Raw genomic sequence first — 16,051 nt, forward strand, 5'->3', positions numbered from 1 at the left:
GGTTGGCGGTGACCAGGTCCGCGCGGGAGATCGTCGGCAGGATGCCGATCATCACCACTCCGGCGTCGATCTCCGCGGCCTGCCGATGGGCATAGCCCAGTCCGGCGCTGAGTTCCTCGGCGAGCTGGTCGAATACCCGTCCGCCGAGGCGGTGCGGAAGGACGTTCACCTCCAGATTGAACATTCCCAGTTCGGTCTGGAAATCCGGGCTCGCAATCCGCTCCAGCACCTGGGCATTCACCATTCTCGGCAACCCGTCGGCACCCGCGAGATTCAGCTCGATCTCCAGTCCCATCATGTTCTTCGGGCGATCGAACCTCTTCTCCGCCAGGAGCCGCTCCAGTCCCTCCAGACACTCGTGGAGCTTCCTTCGATACCGCTGCCGATCGGACAGGTCGAATCCGCCTGCCACGACCTTCTCCCCCATCGAAGCGTCCCTCCTCGAGTGGGCCTGGCCCGTGACACCCAGGCGCGCGTTACGGTCGATGATGCCCCGGCAGCGTGATCCATAACGCGCGGGGGGCGTGCATGGCGAGGAGCGCGCGCCGGTTTGGCCGAAGGGCGCTTCGGCACATTCACCTGGCAAGTCGCGTGATGCAAATTCCGCTTCGACTTTGCCTTGTTCGGATAACCGACGCTTTCCAGCCGAGCCCCCGTCCGGTAACCTCCGAGGTCAGCGCGACATGTTCGCGCGCATCCGGCATGAATGCCATGTCAGCGGGTCCGGTAGTCGCCTTGTCTGCAATAGGCGGGACAGCTAGCCGAAACACTGCGTGAACACATGTCGTATAAACTCCGCAAACGAGGCAGAGAGTTGGCGCGCGGCCATTGCCCCTCGGCCCCCCTCTGGCCCCAGAATGCGAGTCCGCACCTGCCCCCGTTCCACCGGTCTCCCAAGTGAGAGGCGACCCACCATGCCGCTGCATGTCCCTCCGGCTCCCGCGCCCGCCCTGCGCAGCGTCCTCGCGGCACTCGGTTCCCCCACCGCCGTCCATGAGGCGCACACTCCGGCCCTGCGCGCGATCCAGGGGCCGCTGACCGCCGAACTCCCCCTCCCGGTCCACGTCCTCGACCGGCTGGGCATGTCCAACCTCGCGGCCGGCGGCAGGCCGCCCCGCACGCGGCTCACCGGCTGGCGGTTCCTGATCCGCAGCGGGGACCGCTACGTCGCGGCGGCCGACACCCGGCTGACCGCCGACGGCTGGGTCTTCTCCCACTTCTTCGAAGGACCCTACGTCACCGCCACCGAACGCGCCCTGCGTCAGGCGGAATCCCTCACCACCGGCTACCAGCCGCGCCTGCTGTCGGTCCCGGAGCTCTACATGCTGACCCTGTGGCTGCACGGGGCGGTGGGTGCCGACGCGGCCGCCGGGCTGCCGGCCGGCGAGGACCTGCTGATTCCGCTCGCCCCGGCCCCGCCCGGCATCGCCCCGTACCGGCCGCATCCGGTGTCCGAGCTGCTGCCCGTGCTGACCCGCCGGCTGACCCCGGCGCCGGCACCGACCCCTCCCACGCTGGCCGCACCCGCCGCCTGACCCGAATCACCCATCCGGCCTAGTCCACCCGGGTCACTTGCGAACCATCCGAAATGACAGGGGAGTTGGCCTGAACCGCCCGCACGAGTGATGCGTCATCAATCTGTGAGGACAGCTGCCGGGAAATCCCTGCGAAGCGGCTGTCATGGGGGAACACTGATGACACGCTCCCCGCGGGTGCGGGGATGACCCAGGGGGACGGCCATGAACCACGCATCGAGCCGTAGCACACAGACCACACCGCAGCGAAAGAACGCATCCATGTGCCAGCACCAGCCAGCCTGCCCGTCAGCCGAATCCGCCGACCGGGAGGCTGCACGCCCGGTGGCCAACCACCCGGAGCAGGGCTGGAGCCTGCTGTGCAATGGCGTCCTGCTCTTCGAGGACACCGGTGAACTCCTGCCGGACGGCCAGATCATCGCCCCGCACCGACCGCTCGCGGCGGCGTAGGCGATCAGGCGGCCGGCGCGGCCGACCGACGCGGCAACGACGAAGGGGCCGGTCCGGGAGAACCTCCCGGACCGGCCCCTTGCTCACGTCAGGCGCCCTTCACGTCAGGCGTCGTACTCGTCCAGCGGCGGGCAGGAGCACACCAGGTTCCGGTCGCCGAACGCACCGTCGATGCGGCGCACCGGCGGCCAGTACTTCTCGGCGGCCGTGACCCCTCCCGGGAAGACGGCCTCGTCCCGGGTGTAGGCGTGGTTCCACTCGCCGCCCAGCGCCGCCGCGGTGTGCGGGGCGTTGGCGAGCGGGTTGTCGTCCGCCGGCCACTCGCCGCCCGCGACCCGCTCGATCTCGCCGCGAATGGCGATCATCGCATCGCAGAAGCGGTCGATCTCGGCGAGGTCCTCGGACTCGGTCGGCTCGATCATCAAGGTGCCGGCGACCGGGAAGGACATGGTCGGCGCGTGGAAGCCGTAGTCGATCAGACGCTTGGCGATGTCGTCCACGCTCACGCCCGTGGCCTTGGACAGCGGACGCAGGTCGATGATGCACTCGTGCGCGACGAGGTTGCCCGGGCCGGTGTAGAGCACCGGGTAGTGCGGCTCCAGGCGCTTGGCGATGTAGTTGGCGCCGAGCACGGCCACCTGGGTGGCGCGCTTGAGGCCCTCGCCGCCCATGAGGCGCACGTACGACCACGAGATCGGCAGGATGCCGGCCGAGCCCCACGGAGCGGCCGAGATCGGACCGACGCCCGTCTCCGGGCCCGCGGTCGGCTGGAGCGGGTGGTTCGGCAGGTACGGGGCCAGGTGGGCCCGGACACCGACCGGGCCGACGCCCGGACCGCCGCCGCCGTGCGGGATGCAGAAGGTCTTGTGCAGGTTCAGGTGCGAGACGTCGCCGCCGAAGTGACCCGGCTTGGCCAGGCCCACCAGGGCGTTCAGGTTGGCGCCGTCGACATAGACCTGGCCGCCGGCCTCGTGCACCTGGGCGCAGATGTCGGCGACGTGCTCCTCGAACACACCGTGCGTGGAGGGGTACGTGATCATCAGCACGGCGAGCTCGTCGCGGTGCTGCTCGATCTTGGCCCGCAGGTCGGCCGCGTCCACCTCGCCGTCGTCGGCGGTCTTGACGACGACGACCTTCATGCCGGCCATCACGGCGCTGGCGGCGTTGGTGCCGTGCGCGGAGGACGGGATCAGGCAGATGGTGCGCTGCTCGTCGCCGTTGGCCCGGTGGTAGGCGCGCACGGCCAGCAGGCCGGCGAGCTCGCCCTGGGAGCCGGCGTTCGGCTGGATGGAGACCTTGTCGTAGCCGGTGACCTCGCAGAGACGTTCCTCCAGCTCATTGATGAGCGTGAGGTAGCCCTCGGCCTGCTCCACTGGGGCGAAGGGGTGCAGCTGACCGAACTCGGGCCAGGTCACCGGCTCCATCTCGGTGGTCGCGTTGAGCTTCATGGTGCAGGAGCCCAGCGGGATCATGCCGCGGTCCAGCGCGTAGTCCTTGTCCGAGAGCTTGCGCAGGTAGCGCAGCATCGCGGTCTCGGAGCGGTGCTGGTGGAAGACCGGGTGCGCCAGGTACGCGTCCGAGCGCAGCAGGCCCTCGGGCAGCGTGTCCGCCGTGGTCGCGTCGAGCGCCTCGATGTCGGCGGTGACACCGAAGGCGGCCCAGACGGCCTCGATGTCGGCGCGCAGGGTGGTCTCGTCGCAGGCGACGGAGACGAGGTCGGCGTCCACCTGGAAGAGGTTGACCCCGCCCTCGCGGGCGGCGGCGACGACCTCGGCCGCTCGGCCCGGGACGCGGGCGGTGATCGTGTCGAAGTACGAGCCGTGCACGATCTCGACCCCGCCGGCCGTCAGACCGGCGGCGAGCAGGGCGGCGTAGCGGTGGGTGCGGTTCGCGATCGTGCGCAGGCCGTCCGGGCCGTGGTAGACCGCGTACATGCCGGCCATGACGGCGAGCAGCACCTGCGCGGTACAGATGTTGCTGGTGGCCTTCTCACGGCGGATGTGCTGCTCACGGGTCTGCAGCGCCAGGCGGTACGCCTTGTTGCCGTCCGCGTCCACGGAGACGCCGACGAGGCGCCCGGGCAGCGAGCGGGCGTGCTTGTCCTGGACGGCCATGTAGCCGGCGTGCGGTCCGCCGAAGCCCATCGGGACGCCGAAGCGCTGGGTGGTGCCGACCGCGATGTCCGCGCCCAGGGCGCCCGGGGAGGTCAGCAGGGTCAGCGCGAGCAGGTCCGCGGACACGGCGACGATCGCGCCGAGGGCGTGCGCCTGGTCGATGACCGGCTTGATGTCCCGTACGGCACCGGAGGCGCCCGGGTACTGGACCAGCACGCCGTAGACGCCGCGCTCGGCGATCTCGGCCGGGATGCCGTCGGACAGGTCGGCGACGACGACCTCGATGCCGATCGGCTCGGCGCGGGTCTCGATGACGGCGATGGTCTGCGGCAGGGCGTCGGCGTCGACCAGGAAGACGTTGCCCTTGGCCTTGCCCACGCGGCGGGCCAGCGTCATGGCCTCGGCGGCCGCGGTGCCCTCGTCGAGGAGCGAGGCGCCCGAGGTCGGCAGCCCGGTCAGGTCGGCGACGACCGTCTGGAAGTTCAGGAGGGCTTCGAGGCGGCCCTGCGAGATCTCCGGCTGGTACGGCGTGTACGCCGTGTACCAGGCCGGGTTCTCCATGACGTTGCGGAGGATCACCGGCGGCGTGAAGGTCCCGTAGTAGCCGAGACCGATCATCGGGGAGAGGACCTGGTTGCGGTCGGCGAGCGAGCGGAGCTCGGCCAGCACCTCGGCCTCGGTACGCGCCTCGGGCAGGTCGAGAGCCTCGGCGGTCTTGATCACATCCGGTACCGCGGCAGCGGTCAGTTCGTCCAGGGAGCCGTAGCCCACCTGGGCGAGCATCTTCGCCTGCGCCTCGGCATCCGGGCCGATGTGGCGCTGTTCGAAGGGGATGCCTCGCTCCAGCTGGGAGAGCGGAATGCGGTTGGCGGTCATGTACGGAGGCCTCCTGGTCGTATGACCTGCGAGGGGCACCACGGCGCTGGCACCCGGACGGCCTCCCCCTCTGTCATCTGCACCTGAGAGTTTCACCGGACTCCCGGGGGGTCTCCCGAGACGTCCGGCTTTCACCGTCGGTGAGGAGTGGGACCGGCACTGCGCACCCGGTACCCGCCCCTGCTTTCCAGAGTGGCCTCGTCCGTGCGGTACGTATGCCTGAGAGATTCCGGGGAGGATTTGCTCCTTCGGCGCCTCCGTCTCGTTCACTCGGAGGACTCTCCCGCACAGGGTCGACAGCCACTCACCAGCGTACCAGCGAGGTTCCGACCCCTCCCCGAGTGGCCTCCGCTGCGGATATGCACTTCTGTAGTCATTACGGAGCAGTTGCGACCTTTTGGAGGGACCGTGCAGACCGACATCGATCCGCGCAGCCTGATCGGCCGCAAGGCCTTCGACCGCAACGGCACCAAGATCGGCACCATCGACGAGGTCTACCTCGACGATGCCACAGGCGTACCGGAATGGGCCGCGGTCCGGACCGGGCTCTTCAGCCGGGACGCCTTCGTCCCGCTGGAGCCGAGCGAGCTGGTGGGCGACACCCTCCGGGTGCCCTTCGAACGCGCCCTCATCAGGGACGCGCCGGACTTCGGCGTCGGGCGCCACCTCTCCCCCGAACAGGAGCTGCAGCTCTACCACCACTACGGCCTGGACACGGCCCTCCCGTCCGACTTCCACCGCGACTTCGGCCGCCTGGCGGGCGACGAAACCTAGACCGTCCCTTCCGGCCCTCCCTCCCCCACCAGCGGGAGCGGATCGGACGGCTCCAGTTCGGGGTCGTCCACCCGGAAGGTCCGCACCCGGCCGGGCTCCGATCCGGGCTGCTCGAACCGTACGGTCACCCGCCCGACCCCGCTGCCCTGCACCCATCCGGGCCCGTACACCGCATGCCGTACGTCGCTCCCGGCCATCCAGCGCCGCTCGGGGGAGGCCACCGGCTCCCCGGGCGTCTCCGCGGCCTCCCGGGCCCCGGGGGCACCCTCCGGCTCCGCCTCGGTGGCACCGGCCTCCGCGGCCTCCCCTCCGGCCCCGGCCGGCCCGGCCGCCCCCTCCGCCCCGGCCGCCCCCTCCGCCCCGTCCGGCTCAGCGGCGAGCGACTGCGCGAACAGGTCCTCCTGCGTGTAGTCCGCCAGCCCGGTCACCCCCACCCCCAGCAGTCGCACCCCGCCCGTGGTGTCCACGCCCTCCAGCAACCGCGCCGCGGCCTCCCGCACCACCGCCGGGTCGTCCGTGGGCCCCCGCAGCGTCTCGGACCGGGTCAGGGTGGAGAAGTCGTACCGGCGCACCTTGAGCACGATCGTGCGCCCCGAGTGCCCCGAGCCCCGCAGCCGCTGCACGCACCGGTCGGCGAGCCGCTGGACCTCGCCGCGGATCCGTACCCGGTCGTGCAGGTCCACGTCGAAGGTGTCCTCGACCGACACCGACTTCGCGTCCCGCTCCGCGACCACCGGCCGGTCGTCCAGCCCGAGCGCCATCCGGTACAGCCCGGCCCCGGCGGAGCGGCCGACCATCCGGACCAGCTCGTCCTCCCCCGCCTCCACCAGCTCCCCCACGGTGGTGATCCCGGCCCGGCGCAGGTGCTCGCCCGTGGCCGGCCCCACGCCGGGCAGGGTCCGTACCGACATCGGCGCGAGCAGCTCGCGCTCGGTCCCCGGCTCGATCAGCAGCAGCCCGGCCGGCTTGGCCTCCTCCGAGGCCACCTTGGCCAGCATCTTCGACCCGGCCAGCCCCACCGATCCGCTGAGCCCCGTGGCGGCCCGGATGTCCGCCCGCAGCCGCTCCCCGGTCTCCCGGGCGGTCGGCGAGTCGAAGGCGACCCCGCCCGCCTCCAGGTCCACGAAGGCCTCGTCCAGGCTCAGCGGCTCCACCAGCGGCGACAGCTCCCGCAGCATGGCCATGACCACGTCGCTGACCTGCCGGTAGAGGCTGAATCGGGGGATCAGGTACGCGCCGTTCGGGCACAGCCGCCTCGCCTGCCCCATCGGCATCGCCGAGTGCACGCCGAACCGTCTGGCCTCGTACGAGGCGGTGGCGACGACCCCGCGAGGCCCGAGCCCGCCGACAATGACGGCCTTCCCCTGCAGGCTGGGCTTCGACGCCTGCTCGACGGAGGCGTAGAAGGCATCCATGTCCAGATGCAGGATGGTCGGCGCGGCTCTCACAGCCCGATGCTGCCCTACGCCACTGACAACGCCCGGACCGGTCTCAGACGGCCCGGTTGCGGCGGGCGGCCAGCTCGTCCGTCGGGTTGTGCCGCACCAGGGTCTCGCCGGTGTCCACGCGCTCGCCGTGCAGCTGCGACAGCGCGCTCTCGACATCGCGCCAGACCACACCCACGGCGATGCCGAAGACGCCCTGCCCGCCCTGGAGCAGGCTGACGACCTGGTCCGGCGAGGTGCACTCGTAGACGGTGGCGCCGTCGCTCATCAACGTCATCCGTTCGAGGTCCGCGATCCCGCGGTCCTGCAGGTGCTGCACTGCCGTGCGGATGTTCTGCAGCGCCACACCGGTGTCCAGGAAACGCTTGACGATCTTGAGGACCACGACGTCGCGGAAGCTGTAGAGCCGCTGGGTGCCCGACCCGTAGGCCGCCCGCACGCTGGGCTCCACCAGCCCGGTCCGGGCCCAGTAGTCGAGCTGCCGGTACGTGATGCCGGCCGCGGCACACGCCGTCGGCCCGCGGTATCCGACCTGCTCGGGCTCCGGGTCACCGCTCGCCGGTTGGACCGGCGTCGACTCCGGCTGACGGCGCGCGGTGCCGACCGCACCACCGTGCAGCGGGTACGCCCCGGCCTCACTCCGTGCGGGGGTGCCCCCGGTCGTACCGTCGCCCGTGATCCTCACGCCGACCCTCCGTCCTTGACCTGCCCACCTTGAAGGTAGGCAGTCACCAGGGGTGCGTCAACGATCGCCACACTCGGCACGCCGAGTGATAATCACCCTGAGAGTGGTTTCCCGTATCCCTTTGCGGGGAAAGGCTAATCGAATGGGCTCAGGTTCCCCGAGGACGACGCGGCCGATACCTCACTGCGGGCCCGTACCGAAGTCCTCCGGCGAGATCTGGTCGAGGAACTCGCGGAACTTCTCCACCTCGTCCTCCTGCTCGTCCGGAATGGCGATTCCGGCGTCGTCCAGCACGCCGTCACTGCCGTAGATCGGCGTCCCCGTCCGCAGGGCGAGGGCTATGGCGTCGGAAGGCCGCGCACTCACCTCGACCCCGCTGGCGAAGACCAGCTCCGCGTAGAAGACGCCCTCCCGCAGATCCGTGATCCGGACCTCGGTGAGCTCCTCGCCGATCGCCTCCAGCACATCCTTGAACAGGTCGTGCGTCAGCGGTCGGGCAGGGGCCATTCCCTGCTGCGCGAAGGCAATGGCGGTCGCCTCCCCTGGACCGATCCAGATGGGGAGGTACCGATCGCCTCCCACTTCACGCAGGAGCACGATCGGTTGGTTGGAGGGCATTTCCACCCGGACACCCACAACGTCGAGCTCGTTCACACAGCAACCCTAGGACCTGCTCGGCAGGTTTGGGTAGTCGGGCCCCCCACCTCAGGGCAGCCGGACCCCGAGAGCGGTCTGCACGAGCGCCTCGTGGAGCCGTACGGAAAGCCCCGCGAGTTCCTTCAGAGTGGCTTCCGCGTGCGCCCTGGTTTGCGGGTTGCGGTGCCTGCGCAGCGGTGCCACGACCTGCTCCACCAGCCCCGCCTCGCGGTCCGCCGCGGCCTTCATGGCGCGCAGGTGCCGTGGCTCCAGGCCGAAACGCCCCAGATCGGCCACGAGCCGGGCCACGGTGACGGCCTCGGCGTCGAATCCGCCGTCCGGGCCCTCGGCGAGCAGTCCGTACGACTCCCACTCGACCAGCTGCACCTCGTCCACCCCGGCGGCCGCGAGCAGCTCGGCCCGGCCCACCCGGGCCACGGTGGGCCGCCCCCGTCCCACTTCGCCGTAGACGGCAGCGGGCCCGGCGGGATCGGTGGCATCCCCGTGCGCCGTGGGCCCCGGGATGCGGATCTGCTCACCGCGGGCGAGCGCGTCGAGCTGCTCGCGGATGACCTTCAGCGGCAGGTAGTGATCACGCTGGAGGCGCAGGATCCGAGCGAGGCGCTCCACGTCGTCAGTGCTGAACTTGCGGTACCCCGAAGGTGTGCGCCGTGGCTCGACGAGTCCCTCCGCCTCCAGGAAACGGATCTTCGAGATGGTGACTTCGGGGAACTCGTCACGCAGCGTGGTGAGCACCGTGCCGATGCTCACCAGCCGCCCTGCCTGGCCGGCGGTGCCGGCGGCGCCGTTTCTCGGAGCGCCGCCGGTCGGGGTACGCAGCATGGAACCTTCCCTCTGGGGGTACCCCCGGACGGAGTCCGGAGGAGGGTCAGATGCCCCGCAGGCTCGCGTAGAAGACCAGCCGGTACTTGCCGATCTGCACCTCGTCCCCGTTGTGCAGGGCGACGGAGTCGATCGGTTCACGGTTCACGTACGTGCCGTTGAGGCTGCCGACATCGCCGACGGTGAATCCGCCGTCCTGGTTCCTGCGGAATTCGACGTGCCGCCGGGAGACGGTGACGTCGTCCAGGAAGATGTCGCTCTGCGGGTGGCGGCCGGCCGTGGTCAGCTCGCCGTCCAGCAGGAAGCGGCTCCCGGAGTTGGGGCCGCGCCGCACGATGAGCAGAGCGGAACCGGGGGGCAGTGCTTCCACCGCGGCCTGGGCCTCGGGGGACAGCGACGAGGACGACACGTGCGGCTGTCCCGACACCTCGGCCTCGTAGGCCTCGAGGCCCGAGATCGAGATGGTGGACGTGGTCTCCGAGGCGCGCTCCGGCGTCAGACCCGCCCGCAGCGGCGCACCGCAGTTGGAGCAGAACCGGCTGGCCGCATCGCTGCGGTGTCCGCACCTGCTGCAAATCTGCTCGGCCGACATGGACGGCTCCTCGTGCCGCGGCTGCCCCGCGGATGCATTGGTGGCATACGGGTCGGGGGCAAACCCTCCACCCGCACTTGAGGTTGATGGTTCACCGAAACCTATGCGTCCGGTACCAGCAGGGTCAACAGACGACGCGCCGGGGGCACCCGGAACTTCGCCCGGACCGGCGACCTCGTCGCGGAAGAGCGGCCGGTCGCCCTGTGCTTCCGCGTCCCCGTGCCCGGCGCGGTGCCGTGCCGCGCCGCCTTCCTCACGGTTCTTCTTGCCGAACAACTTCTCAAACAACTTCACGGGCGATTCCCCTTGACCGAAACAGACCCGCCCGTGGGGCAGGACGAACTCCGAATGCAGACACCTGCCGACCCGGACATTCTCACAACGTCCGTAACCACCAGACAGTTTCCACCACGCACCGCGACTTCGGTGCGTCGACCCCCCGCAGGCATCCGCCCGCGTGAGCCGCTCCACTCTCCACTCCGCTTCATCACGATGACGACCGAGCGTAGTCAGGCTGCTTCGCAGCCCGCAAGGCATCCACAACGATCTTCGCCGACCGTGTGACGGCGACGGTGGCCTGCTCCTTCTCCAGCGTCTGGACGACACCGCCGGGGATGTTCAGCGCGGGCTCCAGATCCTGCGGCTTGCCGATCACCTTGAACTCATAGGGCTGTGTGATCTTCTTACCGTCGATGGCGACCCCGCCGTTCTCGTCCGAGAAGTACGAGCCCGCCACGACGCGCACCCCGTTGATCTGGATCGCCTCGGCCCCGGCCGCCCGCAGCTCCTGAAGCGTGTCCAGCAGCTGGTCGGACTCCACCTGGCCCGTCGGATCGGTGATCTTCAGCGTGATCCCCGGCCCCTGGGCCGCCACGGTACCGGCCAGGATGCCGAGTTGGCGCTCCTTCTCCACGGTCTGCTTGCGGGCCTCCTCGGCCTGGTTGGAGCTGCTCTCCAGCTCTCTGCGCTGGTCCTCCAACCGCTGCTTCTCGTCCTCCAGCCGCTTGGTCCGCCCGTCGAGCTCGTCGAGGATCCGTACGAGGTCCTCCTGGCGGGCTCCGCGCAGCGCGCTGGAGTCGCTGTTGGAGCGGACCTGGATGGCCAGACCCAGGCCCAGGACGAACAGCAGCAACGCCACGATCAGTTGGGCCCGGCTCACCCGCGGCGGCCACAGCCCGGCCGCGAGCCGCTGCCTACCGGTCTCCCCGGGCTGCGCCGGCGGCTCGTCCGCCGGCGGCTCCACGGGCTCCGGCGCCGGCGGGGGCTCGGGGGACTGCTGCGGCCCAACCGGCCGGGAGGGCTGGGAGGGCTGGGAGGGCTGCGAGGGTGCTGAGGGCTGCGAGGGTGCTGAGGGCTGCGGGGGCTGCGGGGGCTGCGGGGGCCGACCCTCGCCTCCCGGCTCCTCGGGGCTGTCGTTCGTACTCATCGGCCTCACGCCCGGAAAACGTGCCGGCGGATGGCCGCGGCGTTGGAGAAGATGCGGATGCCGAGGACGACGACCACACCCGTCGACAGCTGCGCGCCGACCCCGAGCTTGTCACCGAGGAAGACGATCAGCGCGGCCACGACCACGTTGGACAGGAACGACACCACGAAGACCTTGTCCACGAAGATGCCGTCGAGCATCGCGCGGAGGCCGCCGAACACCGCGTCCAGCGCGGCCACCACGGCGATCGGCAGATAAGGCTCCACCACGGCCGGTACCTCGGGCCGGACCAGAAGTCCGACCACCACTCCGGCCAAGAGGCCCAGTACCGCGATCACGATGCACCCTTCTGCTGCTCTGCTGGTGTGGCCGTACGTACGGTCAGACTCGACGCGGCCGGCAACCGCAGGTCGTCAGCCGGGGACAGCGTGTAACGGATCCCGTAGCTCTCCTGCAACACGTGCAGGTACTGTCCGTCCGCCGAGTCCTGGAAGGCCGTACCGAGCCGCTTCTTGTCCCCCACCGCCAGCACCTCGTACGGCGGCACCAGCGGCCTGTTGTCGACCAGTATCGCGTCACCCGCGGCTCTGATCGCCGACAGTTCCGTCAGCCGCTGTCCGTTGATGGAGATCGCTTCCGCCCCGGACTGCCACAGCCCGTTGACGATCTTCTGCATGTCACGGTCACGGAGGCGCCCGGTGTCCGAGAAGCCGGAACTCTCCCGCGGCTTTCCGCCGCCGCCCGAGGACGCGCCCTTCGCGTCGTCCACCACCAGCTTGACCCCGGGCCCGCGGACCTCCGTGGCACCCGCAAGCAGCGCCACCAGCTCGCCCTGGCCACCGCCGGGCTGCTTCAGAGCAGCACGCTGGCGCGCCGCCACATCGGTCCTGAGCCGGTCGATGTCACGCTCCAGGCCGTGCGTCCGGTCGTCGGCCCGCTCCACCCGGCCGATCAGTTCCTGACGCTCCTTGGCCAGCACCGGCGCGGCTATCCGCGCCTCGGCCGCACCGAGCGTGACGACCATGGCGGTGACGACGAGTCCGGCAGCGAGCCCCAGTTTGGCCTTGAGGGTGCGCGGCAGACCCGCCGTACCCTCCGCCTCGCGCCGGGCCGCGGCCTCCGCGTAGCCCTCGTCGAGGCTGTGGTCCATCACGTGCGTCAGCAGCGACATGGAAGCGTCCGGGCGCGCGGGCACAGGAGACGCCGAAGTCCGGTTGTGGGGCGGCTGCGACATGCCGCACATCGTCGCATGTCGGCACGGCACACACCCAATGCGTCCATCCGGTGGGCCGGGCCCGCACTCCCGGCACCGGCCCACCGGACTTCCGCCCTACGTCATCGCCCGCCCGGCATCACTGCCCGGCGCCGTCCACCACGGCCGCCCACTCGTCGAGCAGGGCCTGCGCGGAGGCGTCGTCGGGCCCCTCCGCCCACAGGTGCGTGACCGCTTCCGCCGGGTCCGGCAGCACCAGCGCCCACCGTCCGTCGGTCTCGACCACCCGTACCCCGTCGGTGGTGTCCACCTGCCGGTCGCCGGCCACCTCCACGACCCGCCGCATGACCAGCCCCTTCACCGCCCACGGCGTCGGAACGTCCCGCCGCAGGACATGGGCCCGCGGAATCCGGGCATCGATCTGGCTCAGCGTGAGCTGGGTGCGCGCGACCAGTCCGAGCAGCTGCACGAAGGCGGCCGAGCCGTCGAAGACGCTGCTGAACTCCGGAACGATGAAACCGCCCCGGCCGTCGCCGCCGAAGATGGTGTTCTCCGCACGCCCCACCCGGGTCAGGTCGTCGGGCGAGGTCGTCGTCCACTCCACCTGCGTACCGTGGTAGGCGGCGACCTGCTCGGCCACCCTCGTCGTGGTCACCGGCAGCGCGACCTTGCCGCTGCGCTTCTCCGCGGCCACCAGGTCGAGCATCACGAGCAGCGCCCGGTCGTCCTCGATGATGCGCCCGCGCTCGTCCACGAGGGAGATGCGCTCGCCCACCGGGTCGAACCGCACCCCGAAGGCCGCCCGCGCCGAGGCCACGATCTCGCCCAGCCGCACCAGCCCGGCCCGCCGGGACTCCCTGGTCTCCGTCGGCCGGGACTCGTCGAGCCCGGGATTGATCGTCAGGGCGTCCACACCGAGCCGGCCCAGCAGGCTGGGCAGGACGAGCCCGGCGCTTCCGTTGGAGGCGTCCACGACCACCTTGAGCCCGGCATCGGCGATCCCGGTGGTGTCGACGCGACGCAGCAGCGAGCCGGTGTAGGCGTCGAAGACGCTGCCCGGGAACTGCAGGTCGCCGATCTCACCGGGGAAGGCCCGACGGTACTCCTGGCGCGCGTACACGCGGTCCAGCTTGCGCTGCCCCTGGAGCGAGAGGTCCGCCCCCCGCTCGTCGAGGAACATGATGTCCACGGAGTCCGGTACTCCCGGCGAGGTCCGAAGGACGATCCCGCCCGCGCTGCCGCGAGCGGTCTGCTGCCGCGCCACCGGCAGCGGTACGTTCTCCAGGTCCCGCACGTTGATGGCGCTGGCCTGGAGCGCGGAGATCACGGCCCGCTTGAGCGCTCTCGCACCACGGGAGTGGTCACGGGCCGTGGTGACGATCGCCCCCTTCTTCAGGGTGGTGGCGTACGCGCCGGCGAGCCGGACCACGACCTCGGGCGTGATCTCGACGTTCAGGATTCCCGAGACTCCCCGCGCACCGAACAGATGTGCCTGTCCGCGGGACTCCCAGATCACCGATGTGTTGACGAAGGCGCCGGCCTCGATCGTCTTGAAAGGGTAGACCCGCACGTTCCCCTGAACGATCGATTCCTCACCGACGAGGCACTCGTCACCGATGACGGCGCCGTCCTCGATCCGCGCGGCCCGCATGATGTCGGTGTTCTTGCCGATGACGCAGCCGCGGAGATTGCTGTGGGGCCCGATGTACACGTTGTCGTGGACGACGGCCCGGTGCAGGAAGGCTCCGCCCTTGACGACGACGTTCGACCCGATGACGGTGTGCTCGCGGATCTCGGCGCCGGCCTCGACCTTGGCGTAGTCGCCGATGTACAGCGGCCCGCGCAGCACGGCGTCGGGGCTCACCTCGGCCCCTTCGGCGATCCACACACCGGGCGAGATCTCGAAGCCGTCCATCTCGACCTGGACCTTGCCCTCGAGCACGTCGGCCTGCGCCTTGACGTAGCTCTCGTGGGTGCCGACGTCCTCCCAGTAGCCCTCGGCGACGTAGCCGTAGATGGGCTTGCCTTCCTTCATCAGCTGGGGGAATACGTCGCCGGACCAGTCGACGGACACGTCCGGATCCACGTAGTCGAAGACCTCGGGCTCCATGACGTAGATGCCGGTGTTGACGGTGTCCGAGAACACCTGTCCCCAGGTCGGCTTCTCCAGGAAACGCTCGACCTTGCCTTCTTCGTCCACGATCGTGATGCCGAATTCCAGCGGGTTCGGCACCCGGGTCAGGCACACCGTGACGAGGGCGCCCTTCTCCTTGTGGAAGCGGATCAGATCGGTGAGGTCGAAGTCGGTGAGCGCATCGCCGGAAATGACGACGAAGGCGTCGTCCTTCAGTGCTTCCTCGGCATTCTTCACGCTGCCGGCGGTGCCGAGTGGCTTCTCCTCGTGGGCATAGGTGAGCTCCATTCCGAGCTCTTCGCCATCCCCGAAATAGTTCTTGACGAGTGACGCCAGGAACTGCACGGTGACCACGGTCTCGGTGAGCCCGTGCCGCTTGAGCAGCCTGAGCACGTGCTCCATGATCGGCCGGTTGGCCACCGGCAGGAGCGGCTTGGGCATGCTCGAGGTCATAGGGCGAAGACGCGTGCCCTCGCCACCGGCCATCACGACGGCCTTCATGTCGGAAGAGTCCTCCTTGGGAGACGACAGTCGTACCGACCCTCGCCCGTCTCGGTGGGTGACTCCGCAACTCCTCCGCGTCATCCGGCGCCGGGCGGGCTCAATCGGCCGTGGTGCCCGCCTTCACCAGACGGCGGACTTGAACCACGTAAAGGATTCCTGCCCACCAGTAGAGGGTTGTACCCCATACAGCGAACGCCCATCCGAAAACTGCCGCCAACCAGGCCAACCAGCCGCTTCCGTCACTGAGCAGCAGCAAGGGAAACGCGTACATCAGGTTGAAGGTCGCGGCCTTGCCGAGGAAGTTGACCTGCGGCGGCGGATATCCGTGACGACGCAGGATCCACACCATGACCAGCAGCATCAGCTCGCGCGCGATGAGCGCGCCGGTGAGCCACAGCGGCAGAATCTCGCGATAAGTCAGACCGAAGAGCGTCGACAGGATGTAGAGGCGGTCCGCGGCCGGATCCAGCAGCCTGCCGAGCTTGCTGATCTGATTCCAGCGCCGCGCCAGCTTCCCGTCGAGGTAGTCGCTGATGCCGCTGAGCATGAGGACGGCAAGCGCCCACCCGTCGTACTCGGCCAGGATCAGCCACAAGAACAGGGGCACGCCGGCCAGGCGAGCCATGCTCAGGATGTTCGGAATGGTGAAAATTCGGTCAGTCTGAACCCGAGTCTCCTGGACCTCCACCCGGGGGCCTCCACTGTGACTGTAGAAATGGTCGTTCGATGCCCCCTGACCCTACAGGAGACCGCACACGTGTCCCGAACGCAGAAAAGCCCCGCACCGAACCCATAAGGGTTGGTGCGGGGCTTTCCCACAATGA

General features: G+C 69.9%; 14 protein-coding genes, 1 pseudogene and 1 riboswitch. Of the genes and pseudogenes, 3 read left to right on the plus strand and 12 right to left on the minus strand.

Features of this window, described 5'->3' with window-relative positions:
- Positions 1 to 427 (minus strand): annotated as a pseudogene (locus IE257_RS38710) (glutamate--cysteine ligase); the annotation flags it as partial.
- A 487-nt stretch (positions 428 to 914) separates the two neighbouring features.
- On the opposite strand from IE257_RS38710, the gene IE257_RS33650 reads away from it, so the two are divergent.
- Together IE257_RS33650 and IE257_RS33655 are read left to right on the plus strand one after the other, a co-directional pair.
- Positions 915 to 1,535: a hypothetical protein gene (locus IE257_RS33650; RefSeq protein ID WP_189973621.1), complete on the plus strand. Its 621-nt coding sequence runs from the start codon at positions 915 to 917 to the stop codon at positions 1,533 to 1,535.
- Between the two features lie 261 nt (positions 1,536 to 1,796).
- Entirely contained in the window at positions 1,797 to 1,985 is a 189-nt protein-coding gene (locus tag IE257_RS33655; RefSeq protein ID WP_030009772.1) for a DUF5999 family protein, read from the plus strand.
- Positions 1,986 to 2,089: 104 nt separating this feature from the next.
- On the opposite strand, the gene gcvP is transcribed toward IE257_RS33655, so the two are convergent.
- Positions 2,090 to 4,975, minus strand: a complete 2,886-nt coding sequence (gene gcvP, locus IE257_RS33660; RefSeq protein WP_189973622.1) for an aminomethyl-transferring glycine dehydrogenase — start codon at positions 4,973 to 4,975, stop codon at positions 2,090 to 2,092.
- Positions 4,976 to 5,172: 197 nt separating this feature from the next.
- Positions 5,173 to 5,271: riboswitch (glycine riboswitch) on the minus strand.
- A gap of 112 nt (positions 5,272 to 5,383) precedes the next feature.
- On the opposite strand from gcvP, the gene IE257_RS33665 reads away from it, so the two are divergent.
- Positions 5,384 to 5,749 (plus strand): PRC-barrel domain-containing protein, encoded by a 366-nt coding sequence (locus IE257_RS33665; protein ID WP_189973623.1) that lies wholly within the window; start codon positions 5,384 to 5,386, stop codon positions 5,747 to 5,749.
- Here IE257_RS33665 and IE257_RS33670 read toward each other — a convergent pair.
- The 10 genes from IE257_RS33670 to clsA all read right to left on the minus strand — a co-directional run bounded on the left by IE257_RS33670 (position 5,746) and on the right by clsA (position 15,915).
- Positions 5,746 to 7,197, minus strand: a complete 1,452-nt coding sequence (locus IE257_RS33670; protein ID WP_189973624.1) for a DNA polymerase IV — start codon at positions 7,195 to 7,197, stop codon at positions 5,746 to 5,748. The genes IE257_RS33665 and IE257_RS33670 overlap by 4 nt on opposite strands.
- A 43-nt stretch (positions 7,198 to 7,240) precedes the next feature.
- The gene (locus IE257_RS33675) at positions 7,241 to 7,879 is read right to left on the minus strand and encodes a MerR family transcriptional regulator (protein ID WP_189973625.1); all 639 of its coding nucleotides are present in this window, start codon (positions 7,877 to 7,879) and stop codon (positions 7,241 to 7,243) included.
- Positions 7,880 to 8,059: 180 nt separating this feature from the next.
- Complete coding sequence (locus IE257_RS33680; protein ID WP_030009777.1) at positions 8,060 to 8,533, minus strand: bifunctional nuclease family protein; 474 nt, start codon at positions 8,531 to 8,533, stop codon at positions 8,060 to 8,062.
- Positions 8,534 to 8,584: 51 nt separating this feature from the next.
- Positions 8,585 to 9,358, minus strand: coding sequence for a transcriptional regulator FtsR (gene ftsR / locus IE257_RS33685; protein WP_189973626.1), 774 nt, complete (start codon positions 9,356 to 9,358; stop codon positions 8,585 to 8,587).
- 46 nt (positions 9,359 to 9,404) lie between these two features.
- Complete coding sequence (locus tag IE257_RS38715; RefSeq protein WP_229920819.1) at positions 9,405 to 10,352, minus strand: FHA domain-containing protein; 948 nt, start codon at positions 10,350 to 10,352, stop codon at positions 9,405 to 9,407.
- Positions 10,353 to 10,437: 85 nt separating this feature from the next.
- Positions 10,438 to 11,376 carry a DUF881 domain-containing protein gene (locus IE257_RS33695; protein ID WP_189973627.1) on the minus strand — a complete coding sequence of 313 codons (939 nt, stop codon included), beginning with the start codon at positions 11,374 to 11,376 and terminating at the stop codon, positions 10,438 to 10,440.
- 5 nt (positions 11,377 to 11,381) lie between these two features.
- On the minus strand, positions 11,382 to 11,714 hold the full coding sequence (locus tag IE257_RS33700) for a small basic family protein (RefSeq protein WP_189973628.1): 333 nt from the start codon (positions 11,712 to 11,714) through the stop codon (positions 11,382 to 11,384).
- Complete coding sequence (locus IE257_RS33705; RefSeq protein ID WP_189973629.1) at positions 11,711 to 12,619, minus strand: DUF881 domain-containing protein; 909 nt, start codon at positions 12,617 to 12,619, stop codon at positions 11,711 to 11,713. The genes IE257_RS33700 and IE257_RS33705 overlap by 4 nt, the downstream gene beginning before the upstream one ends.
- Before the next feature lie 109 nt (positions 12,620 to 12,728).
- A complete protein-coding gene (locus IE257_RS33710) occupies positions 12,729 to 15,224 on the minus strand; it encodes a mannose-1-phosphate guanyltransferase (RefSeq protein ID WP_189973630.1) in 2,496 nt (831 codons plus the stop codon).
- A gap of 100 nt (positions 15,225 to 15,324) precedes the next feature.
- Complete coding sequence (gene clsA, locus IE257_RS33715) at positions 15,325 to 15,915, minus strand: cardiolipin synthase ClsA (RefSeq protein WP_189973631.1); 591 nt, start codon at positions 15,913 to 15,915, stop codon at positions 15,325 to 15,327.
- Positions 15,916 to 16,051 lie beyond the last annotated feature (136 nt).

Source organism: Streptomyces avidinii (assembly GCF_014650695.1).
Lineage (GTDB): Bacteria > Actinomycetota > Actinomycetes > Streptomycetales > Streptomycetaceae > Streptomyces > Streptomyces avidinii.